This is a genomic window from Vibrio sp. MOR3 (assembly GCF_001557775.1).
Taxonomy (GTDB): domain Bacteria; phylum Pseudomonadota; class Gammaproteobacteria; order Enterobacterales; family Vibrionaceae; genus Vibrio; species Vibrio jasicida.
Window position 1 is genome coordinate 35,503 of sequence record NZ_LNRD01000009.1, and the last position, 14,197, is coordinate 49,699.

The 14,197-nt window shown below is 44.6% G+C and carries 16 protein-coding genes; 12 read left to right on the forward strand and 4 right to left on the reverse strand.

Features of this window, described 5'->3' with window-relative positions:
- The first annotated feature begins 28 nt into the window (after positions 1 to 28).
- The 12 genes from ATB76_RS17040 (at position 29) to ATB76_RS17095 (ending at position 9,287) form a co-directional block, all read left to right on the forward strand.
- Positions 29 to 523, forward strand: coding sequence for a chemotaxis protein CheW (locus tag ATB76_RS17040; protein WP_038864816.1), 495 nt, complete (start codon positions 29 to 31; stop codon positions 521 to 523).
- A 14-nt stretch (positions 524 to 537) separates the two neighbouring features.
- Positions 538 to 1,029: a DUF2802 domain-containing protein gene (locus tag ATB76_RS17045; protein ID WP_038882173.1), complete on the forward strand. Its 492-nt coding sequence runs from the start codon at positions 538 to 540 to the stop codon at positions 1,027 to 1,029.
- 199 nt (positions 1,030 to 1,228) lie between these two features.
- The gene (ccmA, locus tag ATB76_RS17050; RefSeq protein ID WP_038864813.1) at positions 1,229 to 1,846 is read left to right on the forward strand and encodes a cytochrome c biogenesis heme-transporting ATPase CcmA; all 618 of its coding nucleotides are present in this window, start codon (positions 1,229 to 1,231) and stop codon (positions 1,844 to 1,846) included.
- A 1-nt stretch (position 1,847) separates the two neighbouring features.
- Positions 1,848 to 2,516 (forward strand): heme exporter protein CcmB, encoded by a 669-nt coding sequence (gene ccmB / locus ATB76_RS17055; protein WP_038864811.1) that lies wholly within the window; start codon positions 1,848 to 1,850, stop codon positions 2,514 to 2,516.
- Between the two features lie 109 nt (positions 2,517 to 2,625).
- Positions 2,626 to 3,369, forward strand: coding sequence for a heme ABC transporter permease (locus ATB76_RS17060; protein WP_038864810.1), 744 nt, complete (start codon positions 2,626 to 2,628; stop codon positions 3,367 to 3,369).
- Positions 3,370 to 3,380: 11 nt separating this feature from the next.
- Positions 3,381 to 3,587, forward strand: a complete 207-nt coding sequence (gene ccmD, locus ATB76_RS17065) for a heme exporter protein CcmD (protein ID WP_038864808.1) — start codon at positions 3,381 to 3,383, stop codon at positions 3,585 to 3,587.
- On the forward strand, positions 3,584 to 4,069 hold the full coding sequence (ccmE, locus tag ATB76_RS17070; protein WP_038864807.1) for a cytochrome c maturation protein CcmE: 486 nt from the start codon (positions 3,584 to 3,586) through the stop codon (positions 4,067 to 4,069). The genes ccmD and ccmE overlap by 4 nt, the downstream gene beginning before the upstream one ends.
- Positions 4,066 to 6,048 (forward strand): heme lyase CcmF/NrfE family subunit, encoded by a 1,983-nt coding sequence (locus tag ATB76_RS17075; protein WP_038882174.1) that lies wholly within the window; start codon positions 4,066 to 4,068, stop codon positions 6,046 to 6,048. Before ccmE ends, ATB76_RS17075 begins: the two co-directional genes overlap by 4 nt.
- Before the next feature lies 1 nt (position 6,049).
- Positions 6,050 to 6,604, forward strand: a complete 555-nt coding sequence (locus ATB76_RS17080) for a DsbE family thiol:disulfide interchange protein (protein ID WP_010449576.1) — start codon at positions 6,050 to 6,052, stop codon at positions 6,602 to 6,604.
- Positions 6,601 to 7,086: a cytochrome c-type biogenesis protein gene (locus ATB76_RS17085; RefSeq protein WP_038882176.1), complete on the forward strand. Its 486-nt coding sequence runs from the start codon at positions 6,601 to 6,603 to the stop codon at positions 7,084 to 7,086. The genes ATB76_RS17080 and ATB76_RS17085 overlap by 4 nt, the downstream gene beginning before the upstream one ends.
- Entirely contained in the window at positions 7,086 to 8,303 is a 1,218-nt protein-coding gene (gene ccmI / locus ATB76_RS17090) for a c-type cytochrome biogenesis protein CcmI (RefSeq protein WP_039974175.1), read from the forward strand. Before ATB76_RS17085 ends, ccmI begins: the two co-directional genes overlap by 1 nt.
- 204 nt (positions 8,304 to 8,507) lie before the next feature.
- Positions 8,508 to 9,287, forward strand: coding sequence for a VacJ family lipoprotein (locus ATB76_RS17095; protein ID WP_061035786.1), 780 nt, complete (start codon positions 8,508 to 8,510; stop codon positions 9,285 to 9,287).
- Positions 9,288 to 9,377: 90 nt separating this feature from the next.
- Here the strand turns inward: ATB76_RS17095 and ATB76_RS17100 are convergent, their stop codons facing one another.
- The 4 genes from ATB76_RS17100 to ATB76_RS17115 all read right to left on the reverse strand — a co-directional run bounded on the left by ATB76_RS17100 (position 9,378) and on the right by ATB76_RS17115 (position 13,818).
- Positions 9,378 to 10,667: an outer membrane protein transport protein gene (locus ATB76_RS17100; protein ID WP_038871374.1), complete on the reverse strand. Its 1,290-nt coding sequence runs from the start codon at positions 10,665 to 10,667 to the stop codon at positions 9,378 to 9,380.
- A gap of 309 nt (positions 10,668 to 10,976) precedes the next feature.
- Positions 10,977 to 12,200, reverse strand: coding sequence for an outer membrane protein transport protein (locus ATB76_RS17105; RefSeq protein WP_038871371.1), 1,224 nt, complete (start codon positions 12,198 to 12,200; stop codon positions 10,977 to 10,979).
- Positions 12,201 to 12,497: 297 nt separating this feature from the next.
- Complete coding sequence (locus tag ATB76_RS17110; protein ID WP_042603323.1) at positions 12,498 to 13,232, reverse strand: DUF3379 domain-containing protein; 735 nt, start codon at positions 13,230 to 13,232, stop codon at positions 12,498 to 12,500.
- Positions 13,225 to 13,818, reverse strand: coding sequence for a sigma-70 family RNA polymerase sigma factor (locus tag ATB76_RS17115; protein ID WP_042603324.1), 594 nt, complete (start codon positions 13,816 to 13,818; stop codon positions 13,225 to 13,227). The genes ATB76_RS17110 and ATB76_RS17115 overlap by 8 nt, the downstream gene beginning before the upstream one ends.
- Positions 13,819 to 14,197: the final 379 nt, after the last annotated feature.

The window sequence follows — 14,197 nt, forward strand, 5'->3', positions numbered from 1 at the left end:
TCGGGAACGACATTAACGAGGATTAACTATGTCTCAAGCTTTTGAAGTTGAAGTGAAGAAAGATACATCGAACGACGAAGTTCTTCAGTGGGTGACGTTCCAACTTGAAGAAGAAACTTATGGTATCAATGTGATGCAAGTTCGTGAAGTGCTTCGCTACACAGAAATCGCTCCAGTTCCGGGTGCGCCAGATTACGTACTAGGTATCATCAACCTGCGTGGTAACGTGGTTACCGTTATTGATACTCGCTCTCGTTTTGGCTTAATGGAAGGCGAAGTGACTGACAATACACGTATCATCGTGATTGAGTCTGAGCGCCAAGTTATCGGTATCCTAGTCGACAGCGTTGCTGAAGTGGTTTACCTACGTTCTTCTGAGATCGATACAACCCCATCTGTAGGTACTGACGAAAGCGCTAAGTTCATTCAAGGCGTAAGCAACCGTGATGGTAAACTGCTTATTCTTGTTGATTTGAACAAGCTACTAAGCGATGACGAATGGGATGAGATGGCTCACCTATAATTGGCTGATGAATCATGGCTGAAGAAACCTTCCTATCTTTGCCGCTATTTGCAGGCGGCTTGGCTTTTGTATTTCTGATTCTGCTTTTAATGCAGTTACGCGTGCGTGCTGGCTTACAAAAGCAAATGGATCAGCAGCGTGCTCATGCGCGAAATGCTGAGAAAGAAGTACAAAAGCTGAACAAACAACTGTTGGAAGTGCGTTCTGTGGTTGTTGGTTTAGGCCAAAAAGTCACTGAACAACAAGATGTAATTCAACATCTTAATGAACGCATTCGCGAACTAGAACACGCAGATACAGACGGAAGACTGTATAGTCGCGCTTCAAAAATGGTTCAGCTTGGTGCTGATATCAACGAGTTGATTGAAGAGTGTGAATTGCCGAAAGCGGAAGCTGAATTAATGCTGTCTTTGCAGAAGAAACTTGCAGGGAAAGAGAAAATTCCACCACTAAGCAGTCAACCCTCTGATGACCCGACTTATCCACCTCGTGGAAGACGTCGATAAAAGATGAAAAAAGAAGCTACGGCTTCTTTTTTTATTTTTAAAATAAAAACTTATAATCACTTATGGTTAATTTTATTAAAATGTGACTATAAGTTAACAAAAACTCACGAACTTACATACATCATCGCTTTCTTATCCTGTTTTGTCACAACTAAGCTGTGTTAATATAGCCGCTCATTCATTTTTTAGTTGAAGCCCTATGTTAGAAGTCTCTAACCTAACTGCGATCCGTGACGAAAGGGTCCTGTTTGAAAACCTGCAATTTGAAATTAAGCCTGGTGAGCTTGTCCAAATAGAAGGACGAAACGGCACAGGTAAAACGACATTGCTGCGAATCATTATCGGGTTAGGGGACAGAGAAGAGGGCATCATCAAATGGAAAGGCGAAATCACGGAAAAATCTCGTGACGTCTTTCATCAAGACTTGCTCTTCCTTGGGCATCAAACTGGCGTAAAACGCGAGTTGACGGCATTCGAAAACCTACGCTTTTATCAATCTATTCACAATAACCGTTCTTCTGATGACGAAATCTTTGCTGCATTGACTCAAGTTGGTCTTGCAGGTAGAGAAGATGTGCCTGTAGCACAACTTTCTGCCGGTCAGCAACGACGTGTTGCGCTTGCTCGATTGTGGTTGAGTAAACAAATTCTATGGATTTTAGATGAGCCGTTGACGGCAATTGATAAACAAGGTGTGAAGGTGCTTGAATCATTGTTTGCAAATCATGCTGATAATGGTGGCATCGTTATTCTGACTACACACCAAGATATGTTTGCAGATAGCTCTAAACTTAGAAAAATAAAATTGGGTGATTAGTATGATTTCGTCCATGACCACCATTATCCGCCGTGAGTTGTTGATTGCATTTCGTCGTCAGGCAGACATTCTGAACCCGCTGTGGTTCTTCATTATCGTGATCACACTTTTCCCTCTTAGCATCGGTCCAGAGCCTAATTTGTTAGCACGTATTGCAGCTGGCATCGTTTGGGTTGCTGCGTTGCTGTCTGCCTTATTATCATTAGAGCGTCTATTCCGTGATGATTTTCAAGACGGTGCGCTAGAGCAAATGATGCTGATGCCAATTCCGTTGCAACTTGTTGTGATTTCTAAGGTCATAGCACATTGGTTGTTAACTGGATTGCCGCTAATTCTAATTAGCCCATTATTGGCGATCCTGCTTTCTCTTGATTTCAATACTTGGTTGTCTGTGGTTTTGACACTCGCGATCGGAACTCCGACGCTAAGTTTTATCGGTGCCATTGGTGTGGCGCTGACAGTTGGGTTACAAAAGGGCGGCGTTCTTCTGAGTTTGCTTATTCTGCCGCTCTACATCCCAATTCTGATTTTCGCTACATCCGCGATTGATGCTGCAGCATTAGGTATCGCGTATAACGGACAACTGGCTATTTTAGGGGCCATGTTGATGGGGGCCGTTACCCTCACCCCGTTTGCTATCAGCGCGGCGCTAAGAGTTAGTGTTAACTAACTCAGTAAAGTGCGGATTAAGCGACGTTTGATCAAAGAATTATTATTAAAGCACTGCTACGGTCTCGACCCTCTAGACAGTGTCCCTGAAGTAAGAGTGAGAACTTAACATGTGGAAATGGCTACATCCTTATGCCAAGCCTGAAGCAGCTTATCACCTAAGTGGTAAGTTTCTCCCTTGGTTTTCTGTTTTGGCCCTCGTATGCCTGTCGGTTGGTACCGTATGGGGGCTTGCGTTCGCGCCTTCGGACTACCAGCAAGGCGACAGTTTCCGAATCATTTATATTCACGTGCCTTCAGCCATTTGGTCGATGGGTGTTTACATGTCGATGGCCATTGCCGCATTTATTGGTTTGGTTTGGCAGGTTCGCCTTTCAGAAATGGCCGCACTCGCCATGGCACCAATTGGTGCAGTGTTTACTTTTATCGCTTTGCTTACTGGCGCGGTGTGGGGAAAGCCAATGTGGGGCACTTGGTGGGTATGGGATGCACGCCTAACCTCAGAACTCATTCTTCTATTCCTATATCTTGGTGTTATTGCGCTGTACCACGCGTTTGACGATCAAAAAACCGCCGCAAAAGCCGCTGGTATTCTTGCGATTGTTGGCGTTGTTAACCTACCTATCATCCACTTTTCTGTGGAGTGGTGGAACACGCTACATCAAGGCGCAACCATTACGAAATTTGAAAAGCCATCCATTTCATCCAACATGCTTTGGCCGCTGTTGTTGAACATCTTTGGCTTTGCGTTCTTCTTTGGTGCAGTGACTATGGTGCGTTTCCGTAATGAAATCATCAGTAAAGAAAGTCACCGTCCTTGGGTTCGCAAACTCGCATCTGAAAAAACTCAGTGAGGTAATTAATCATGCATTTTGAATCTCTGAGCGAATTATTTGCCATGGGTGGCTACGCATCATACGTATGGAGCGCGTTTGGTATTACTTTCTTGTCTATGCTGATTCTTTTGATTTCAAGCGTCCGTCGTGGGGATGCGTTATTGAAAGAAGTTCAAGCAAAAATTGACCGCCAAGCGCGTATCGACGCGGCGAAGAATATGGAGAACACGTTATGAACCCGAGACGTAAAAAGAGGCTGGGCATTGTCCTCGCTATCTTTATCGGCATCAGTGCAACCATTGGTTTGATGTTGTATGCGCTTAACCAAAATATGGACCTTTTCTATACTCCAACAGAGTTAGTTAATGGTAAGCCTGATGGTACGAAACCGGAAGTCGGTCAACGCTTGCGTATCGGCGGTATGGTTGTTGTAGGTTCAGTTCGCCGCGACCAAGACTCTCTGAAAGTGCGTTTTGATCTACACGACGTGGGTCCAAAAGTGACGATCGTGTATGAAGGTATCCTTCCAGACTTGTTCCGTGAAGGTCAGGGTATCGTAGCTCAAGGCGTACTTAAAGATGCAACAACGGTTGAAGCGTTTGAAGTGCTAGCGAAGCACGACGAAGAGTACATGCCACCTGAAATTGCAGAAGCGATGAAGAAAACCCATGAGCCTTTGCAGTACACCACTGAACAAAAACAAGGAAGCGACCAATGATTGCTGAAATCGGTCACTTTGCCCTCATTTTATCGCTTGCGATGGCAGTACTGCTAAGCGTACTGCCGTTATGGGGCGCATCAAACAATAACACGATGCTGATGAATACAGCACGACCGCTATCTTGGTCGATGTTCATCATGCTATTTTTCTCATTCGTGATCTTATGTTGGGGTTTCTATACCAATGATTTCACGTTGCAATACGTGGCAAGTAACTCAAACAGCCTACTACCTTGGTACTACCGTCTAACGGCAGTTTGGGGCGCGCACGAAGGTTCACTGTTGCTTTGGGTGCTTATCCAAGCTGGTTGGACTGTGGCTGTAGCGACATTTAGCCGCGGTATGCCACAAGAATCGGTTGCACGTGTGCTTGCTGTGATGGGCATGATTTCAGTTGGTTTCTTGCTGTTCATCATTCTTACTTCAAACCCGTTCCTACGTACGTTGCCATTCTTCCCTGTTGATGGTCGTGACCTGAACCCACTTCTTCAAGATCCGGGTTTGATTGTTCACCCGCCAATGCTTTACATGGGCTATGTAGGCTTCTCGGTTGCGTTCTCGTTTGCGATTGCTTCTCTAATGACAGGCCGTCTTGATACGGCTTGGGCTCGTTGGTCTCGCCCTTGGACTACAGCTGCATGGGTTTTCCTAACACTAGGTATCGCACTAGGCTCTTGGTGGGCGTACTACGAACTTGGCTGGGGTGGCTGGTGGTTCTGGGATCCAGTAGAAAACGCATCATTCATGCCTTGGCTAGCGGGTACGGCTCTCATGCACTCTCTAGCGGTGACGGAAAAACGCGGTACGTTTAAAGCATGGACAGTATTACTGGCAATTTCTGCATTCTCATTAAGTTTGCTTGGTACCTTCTTGGTTCGTTCCGGTATTCTGGTGTCGGTACACGCATTCGCGTCTGACCCATCTCGCGGTATGTTTATTCTAGGTTTCCTCGTTTTCGTCATTGGTGGTTCACTCCTGTTATTTGCAGTGAAAGGGGCGGCGGTTCGGGTTCGCGGTAACTTTGATTTGGTTTCGCGTGAGAACGCGCTACTTGGGAACAACGTGCTTCTGATTGCTGCACTGGTCGTCGTACTAGTTGGTACATTGCTGCCATTAGTTCACAAACAAATTGGTCTTGGTTCAGTATCTATTGGTGCGCCATTCTTCGACATGCTGTTCGCATGGTTGATGATGCCGTTTGCCTTCCTGTTAGGTATTGGTCCTATGATTCGCTGGAAGCGCGATAATCTATCTAAGCTTATTAAGCCGATGATTGTTTCCGGTGTGCTTGCCTTCGCATTAGCGGCAGTGTGCGTGTTCCTGTTCGCAGACTTCTTCTCAGTGATGGCTTACATCGGTTGGGTAATGGCAATCTGGATCATTGCAATGCATTGCTTTGAATTGTACGAGCGTGCGACGCACCGTCACAGCTTTGGTGAAGGTGTTCGTAAATTGCAACGCAGCCACTGGGCAATGATGCTTGGTCACATTGGTTTAGCCGTTACTGTGATTGGTATTGCGATGGTGCAAAACTACAGCATCGAACGTGACGTACGTTTGGCGCCTGGTGAGCACTTCAAGATTTACGGTTACGATTTCTACTTCTCAGGTCTACGTGACAAAGATGGTCCAAACTACGATGGTTACATCGCGGACTTCGAAATCACCAATGATGGTAAGTACGTGAACACGCTACACGCTGAAAAACGTTTCTACCGCACGGCGAAGTCGATGATGACTGAAGCGGCTATTGATCGCGGAATTACTCGTGATTTGTACATCGCGATGGGCGAGCGTCTAGACGACAACCGTTCGTGGGCAGTACGTATTTACTACAAACCATTCGTTCGTTGGATCTGGGCTGGTTCATTGATCATGTCTTTAGGTGGTGCGCTTGCTATCTCTGATAGACGTTACCGCTTCCGCAAGACGGCTAAGAAAGACGGAAAGTCAAAGCTAGCGGAAAAGGAAGCATAATATGAATAAGAAAGTCTTATTTATCCCGTTGGTCGCTTTTATGGTTTTGGCGGGTATCTTCGCGACTCAGTTGGTTCGTAACCAAGACGGCGACGATCCAACAAAATTGGAATCAGTACTGGTAGGTAAGCCAGTACCTGAGTTCCACCTAGAAGATTTAGCGGAACCGGGTAAGCAATACGACCAGTCGATCTTTAAAGGTGAGCCGCTGTTGCTTAACGTTTGGGCGACTTGGTGTCCAACTTGTTACGCTGAGCACAAATACTTAAACGAACTTGCAGGCAAAGGCGTGAAGATCATCGGTATGAACTACAAAGATGATCGTAATAAAGCGATTGGTTGGTTAAACGACCTTGGTAATCCATACCTAATCAGCTTGTTTGATGGAAGCGGTATGTTGGGCCTAGACCTTGGTGTTTACGGCGCTCCTGAAACGTTCATCATCGATGCCAATGGTGTGATTCGCTACCGTCATGTTGGCGATGTGAACCCTCGTAACTGGGCTGAGACCCTAGAGCCGCTTTATACCAAATTGGTTGAGGAGGCGAAGCAATGAAAAAGTTTATTCTAGCGGCGCTCGCTGCAATGACATTTTCGCTTGCAGCACACGCTGCAATCGAAGTGTATGAGTTTGATAACTTAGAGCAAGAACAACAGTTCAAAGAGCTCGGTCATACGCTTCGTTGCCCTAAATGTCAGAACAACACGATTTCTGACTCAAACGCAGAGCTTGCTCAAGACCTGCGTCACAAGGTTTATGAAATGACCAAAGACGGTAAGTCTAAAGATGAAATCGTTGACTACATGATTGCCCGTTACGGTAATTTTGTGACTTATAACCCTCCGTTTACCATGGCAACCGCGATTCTTTGGCTTGGTCCATTTGCTGTTGTTTTAGGTGGCTTTGGTTTGATCGTGCTTCGCAGCCGTAAAGCCAAAGTAAAAACTGTTCAAGATAGCGATGAAAATTGGGATGAGAACAAAGAAGCTCGTCTTAAAGCGCTACTTGATGAAGAGAACAACGGAGATAAGAAGTAATGACACTATTTTGGATTTCTACCGTTGTTTTAACGCTGATTGCTTGCGTGTTGGTCGCTTTGCCACTGCTAAAGCAAAAAGCAAACAACGATGAAGTATTACGTGACGAGCTAAACAAAGCGTTCTATAAAGACCGACTTTCTGAGCTTGAAGAAGAAACCGATGAAGGCTTGGTCGAGAGCCAAGACGAGTTGATTTCTGATTTGAAACAGTCGCTACTGGATGACATCCCAAGTGAAAAAACACAAGGCGAAACCAAAGTTTCTCCAATGGCGGTATTGATTCCTTCGGTTATTTTAACAGTGGTATTGAGTTACGGTCTTTACTACAAGTTTGGTGCCTCTCAGGACGTTGTTAAGTGGCAGGAAGTCACGTCAAACCTACCTGAACTTTCGAAGAAGTTGATGTCAGCATCGTCTGAGCCTTTAAGCGAAGATGAAATGGATGACTTATCGTTAGCACTTCGTACGCGTCTGCATTACCAACCAGATGATTCAACAGGTTGGCTGCTTCTTGGTCGTATCGCTCTGGCTAATCGTGATGTCACAACCTCGATTGATGCAATGGAGAAAGCGTACAAGCTGGAGCCGAAAGATCCTGACGTACAACTCGGTTACGCTCAAGCTTTAATGCTGTCTCAAGACGAGATGGATCAAGCGACAGCACGTTCTCTGCTTGGCAAGCTAATGCAGCAAGACTATGTCGACCTACGTGTATTCTCGCTGTTGGCATTCGATGCGTTTGAGCGACAAGATTTCCCTGCAGCGATTAAATACTGGGGCATCATGCAGCAGATGATTGGTCCAGAGGATAGCCGTTACGAAATGCTAGGTCGCAGTATCGAAAGTGCGCGTAAGCAAATGGGTGAGGCGGTGTCTCCAGATAAAAGCGTGGCAGTGACGATTAACGTTGCTCCAGAAGCTCAATTGGACCCAAATGCAGTATTGATTGTATCTATTCATCGCGCAGACGGCTCCCCAATGCCAGTTGCAGCAGCGCGCTATCCACTAGGGACTTTCCCTCGTACCGTGGTTTTAGACGACGGTAATGCGATGATGGAAGGGCAGAAGCTGTCGTCGTTAGAGAAACTGATGGTACGTGTTCGTATCGACTCTGACGGTAACGTAGCGACTCGTGACCATGATTGGCACGGCGAAAGTGAAGCGGTTGAATTTGGTCAACCAGTGGATGTGATGATCGATAAGCAGTATCAATAAATCTATCCTGTCTCTGATAGTGGACACTTTGTGATTGTCCTATCGCTTTTGTGGTATGACTACCAACTATCGAGTAGAATGATGAAGGCCAGCGCTTGCTGGCCTTTCTTTATTTATATACCCAAGTGACTTTTTAAGAGCAGTATCGCGTACATCAATCTTTAAGGTTGCTTAGGTATATTAATCGTCGTTATGGAACGCAGAATGTATAACAAGGGTAAATCCACCTTCTTGTTGTTGTTTGCAGTTGGAATGGTTGGCTGTTCGACTGCGCCTGAAGAGGCGGCAACAGAAGAAAACAAAACGAATCAAACGACTTCTGGTGTTTATGATCCGTTAGAAGGCTTCAACCGCGCGATGTGGGAAATCAACTACGATTACCTTGATCCGTATTTGGTTCGTCCTATCTCTCTTGCGTATGTGGACTACACGCCAGTCCCAGTTCGCTCAGGTATCGCAAACTTTTTGGCGAACTTAGATGAGCCAGCAAGCGTGGTTAACAATTTGGTAATGGGAAACGGCACTAAAGCGGTCGATCACTTTAACCGATTCTGGATTAACTCGACTTTTGGTGTACTTGGCTTGTTCGATATCGCGACAGCGGCGGGTATCACCAAATACGATAACAAAGAGTTCAGTAGTGTGGTGGGTCATTATGGAGTAGGAAATGGTCCTTACTTCATGGTACCTGGTTACGGCCCATATACGTTGCGCGAAGTAACAGATACGGTAGATGGTATGTATTTGCCGCTTTCTTACCTTAACTTCTGGGCTGGTCTTGGTAAGTGGGCATTGGAAGGTATGGAAAAGCGTGCACTGATTGTTCCACAAGAAGCGCAGTTAGAAGCCTCTCCAGACCCATACGTATTAACGCGTGATATTTATCTTCAGCGTCAAGATTTCAAAGCAGAAATCAACAATACGGATGAAGTGAATGAGGACGAAGAAGCGTACTTGGACGAGTACTTAGAAGAAGACTTCTAAACGTTTTCTACAGACAAACAAAAAGGCTTGGTGAAAACCAAGCCTTTCTTTTTATCGGTAACTTTCTTTTATCGATAAATAGCGTTTAGATTAGAACTTGTAGTTCGCTTGAACACCGATTAGCCAAACGTTGCCCGTTACCTCACCTTCAAATGCACCACCGAAAACGGCTGCTTCGTTATCAGATGCATCACGAGGTTCGCTGATTGGCGCATCTTTCGCAAAGATGTAAGTAAAGCCAGCGTCTAGAGTTAGGTTTTTAGACCATTCATAGCCTGCACCAACACTTAGCCATAGACGGTCAGTCTCTGGAATTGTTGTTGTACGGTACTTGTCATCAACTGCAGACATGTCGTAAGCAACGCCTGAGCGCAATGTCCATTTTTGGTCAAGCTTGTAAGTCGTACCTACAGCAAAGCGGTAGTTATCTTCCCAGTTTTCCGATTTGATTAGATCAGATGAATCAGGGAAATCTGCCACTAGCTCTTTAAAGCTGCTCCAATCTGTCCAGTTAATGCTTGCGTGTACTGCTAACTGGTCATTTAGTTGGTGGAAGCTCGCTAGTTCAGCTGTCGCTGGCAAGGTAAGGTCCATTGAACCTGCTTTTTTCGCGTTAGGGTTCACTGGGTTGAATGCAAGACCATTCGCGTGACCTTCTAGGGTCAGATCTACCGCTGATTTATATGCGAAACCGATGCGGTTGTTATCATTGATCTGCCATGCAGTACCCACTTGCCAACCCCAAGCGGTGTCATCACCTTCCATGTATTTAAGTGTTTGACCCGGTAAAGTCGGTTTCACTAAACCCATCTGAGGTGGCATTACCGCGCCAATGCTACCATCTGCGATGATGTAACGGATACCACCACCAATGCTTACCGCTTCATTTAGTTTGTAAGCCGCGTTCAGGTTCGCTTCCATCGACGTTACGCTAGCTTGGTTACCAAAGTTTGCTGCAGCAAAATCTTTACCTAGGTCTGTTTCCATACCGTAGTTAGTGCCAAAGGCTAGACCAATAGCAAACTTGTCGTTGTACTGGTGAGATAGGTAGAAGTTAGGGATAACAGCATCGTGTGCAAAGTCATGTGAACTTGCTTTATTAGAACCATTTACAAATGTCGATGTGCCATCAACATCAATATTAGGGTTTACATAAATAGCGCCAACAGACACTTGTGTGCCTTCTAGGTACGTTAGCATTGCTGGGTTACGCCACTGTGCACCTGCGTTATCAGCCATCGCTGCTTCACCAGCGTATGCACGACCTAGGCCAGTCGCAGAGTATTCTGCAAGTTGGAAACCTGCTGCGTTTGCAACGCCTGAAGTGCTTAATAGGCCGAATGCCACTGCTGCTGAAAGGAGAGTCTTGTTGGTTTTCATTGTAATGTTCGCTGAGTTATTTATAACGTGGGGCGAAAGTTTACGTCTAGAGTTATTACTTTAAAAATGAAAATCCAATAAAACAGTGTTTTCAGGTTAATTATCTATTGGTAGTTAAATATGTAGTTAATTTATCTAACTGTAAAGGCGTTGTGAAGAATTTTCAGCGAACAACTGTGAGTTCTAATAACTGCTTTTAGTTACACGTGTGCGCTCAGATTAGGTGAGGGATAAATGATAGATAAGAAAAAAGGCTGGAATTCCAGCCTTTTATATAGAGAGTGTTTATATTAGCTTCATGCGTAATGCTTAGAAGCTGCGGCTGTATTGTAAGCCGAATAGAATCGCATCTGCGCGAGTTGTACCTGTAAAGGAGCCTGTTGGAGCACTTGTCTCTACAACATCTACATCTTTACCTACCAGATATGTAAAGCCAAGATCGATGTTCGAGCTTGAATCTAGATGATAAGTGAAGCCACCAGAGAACCATTGACGATCAGAATCAGGTACAGAAACTGAAGTTAGGTCAGCTTGAGCACTTGTGTCGTACATGTAGCCCGCACGTAGTGTCCAATCATTATTTAGGTAGTAAGTACCACCAATAGCGTAGTGCCAACCATCTTGCCACTCATACGGCTTGTCGTAGCTACCAGTTAGAACGGAGTCTTTTAGATTGCGGAATTCGATTTGATCGAATGTACCCCAACCGATGTATTGGATGCTGTAGTGAACCGCAAATTTAGTATCTTGAATTTTGTGGTAGCCAGAGAACTCTGCCATATCAGGTAGCGGAAGAGTAATCTTTTGGCCCTTATCGTCTTTAGCTTCCATTTCTGGGCTGTAACGGTAAGAGAAACCAAAACGGTTGTTTTCATCTAGCTCAAATACAGTACCTACGTTGAAACCAACAGCCCAACCATCTGCACCATCTACATCTAGAAGAGGCATTGGTAGAACTTCTGCTTCACGTTTCATTGTACCTTGACCGTAGATTAGGTCGATGCCAGCACCGAAGCTCCATTGGTCGTTTAGACGGTAAGAACCCGCTAGACCAAAGTTTGCGCTTTTCACATCTGTAAGGCCGCCGTATTCGCGAGCAGCAAAGCTGTCATCAAATTCAGTTTTAGTACCGAAGTTTGAGTATGCGTTTACACCCCAAGCGAATTTGTCATTAACAGGAACGATTAGGTGGATATTTGGTGCGATAGAAGTGTCACCTGCATCGTCATAGTTAGATGATGTACCTAGAGGAGCTGTTACGCCGCGGTACGTCGCATCTTTAACTTCAATCATTGAAGTAATGCTTTCAAAACCAAGCGACAGTTCCATTTTATCAAATAGAGCCATTGCTGCTGGGTTACGAGCCATTACAGATGCGTTGTCTGCAATTACTGCATCACCTGCGAATGCACGACCGATACCAGTCGCTGATTGTGCGTTTAGCTGGAAACCAGCTGCCATTGCTTGACCAGATGCCATTGCAACCGTCACTGCTAGGAGAGTCTTTTTAAACAGACGCGTATTCTGAGTCATTTTTTATTCCTTATGGGTTTCGTCTCTTTGGACGATAAGTTGAGCATTTGCTCAGTGGCGCAGATAGTAGTATTAAGAGTGGACCATACAAATCCGACCATTGGATAAATTTGAATAAAAATTGCAGAAATGATGTCTAAATGTCGGGAAATTGCATCTAAAGTGTGTAATTTAGAGTTTTGACTCTAAACTTGATTGGTGGGGTGAATGTTTTTATTGGTATCTATAAGAAAAAGCCGCTAAATTTCGAGATTTAGCGGCTTTTCACGTTTTATCGATGCGGTATTAAGGAACTTGTTACATAGGTTCCATCATCGGAGCAAGCTTAGCTGCAATAGCATCGATATCCTCGCCATTGCTACCAACAAGAATCATACTGGCTTTGCCCACCGGTTTCACAACACCACTCATACCATCTTTATCAAAGTCGACTTTCTGGTCACTCTTCACATCAGTCACAAACATGGTGACTCTGCCTTCTTTACCTTGGAAGACGACATGAAGCGCATTGTTCGACTCACCAAAACCACAATGGTTTAGGTAGTAAACGTGATATGGAAAATCACCGTTTATTTGGTAATGGAAAGGCATCATTTTCGCGTTGACTTGTTTATTCGAAACATCTTCATCGATGTTACGGACAAACGGTTCTTCTGCCACTACGTGTTTCATTGCGGTGTCTGCCAGACTTGCTTGCGCTGGAGAAACAATAACGTTACCCCAGTTAATCTGACCTACAAGTAAACCAGCAGTAAATGCAACGGATGCCGCCAAAGCCATCGCTTTACGTGCGAAATTAGGTCTGACTATCTTTTCATCTTCTAATGCATTTGATGTTTGGTTAAACAAAATCTTGTCGGCGAGATCTTCTGGCACATCCACATTCATGGCTTGCTTAATCTTTAGATCGAGGTCCAAAACGTCTTCAACAAACTTACTGTTAGCGTCGTTCTCAGCTAAAGCTTGCAGAATCTTTTCATCCTTCTGTTTTGGATCCGACAAAATACGACGACGAAATTCTAAATCATCCATTTTTTTGTCCTCTCTGAGTATCTTGAGAATCCAACATCTCTTTTAGTTGATTGCGGGCGCGGAAAAGGCGCGTCATTACCGTGTTTTTGTTCAGTTCCAAAATGTTACCGATTTCTTCTCCGCTGAAACCGCCTACAACTTGGAGGAACAAAGGTTCACGATATTCGACATCAAGCTTCATTATTTGAGCTTGTAGCCATTCCTGCTGATGATGTGGGTCATCGCTGACTTTAGCATCATTGCCGTAGTCATCGATATCAACCAAATCAAATTGTTTGCGTTCGAAGCGGCGCGCATTTTCTCGTCTCAGAATGGTAATAAGCCAAGATTTCGCAGCCTTTTCATCTTGAAGGCTATCGAGAGACTTCCACGCACGCAGACAGGTTTCTTGAACCAAATCTTCTGCAACCGCCTTTTCCTTGCATAACCAGTATGCGTAGCGATATAAGTCTCTGTGATAGCCCCGAACAAGAGCTTCGTATTTTCTTTGTCTGTCCATATCAGAGTTGACCGGACTGTCGGAATTTTTCTTTCCAAACATTTTAAATATTGCCACAGGAGCCTCCGTCTTGCTCTGTGAGGTCATATATACCGCTTATATTTATAATCGAACCGACTACACTTTTTGTAGTTTAGCAGCAGCACAATATACGTCTTCAACGATCAAGCACTTATTTGAAGTGATGATAATTTATTTTTTATTGTTGTCAGTGAGGCGTTTTACCTCATTTGGTTGGCTACTTGGTCAGTCTTCAAATCCTATTCCTGCAAGAAACCATAAAATCACCATAAAAATTGATCTATTTCAAAATCTCATACAGTGAAGGGGCTATAGTACATCTTGTCATCTAGTTAGTCATTGCGACTAACATGTTGAGCAAGATGACACTTCCTTTTGAAGGCTGACTTTACTTTCTCCTAATCAGGAAACTGATTAATTTTACAATTGGCGTATGTTAATTGTT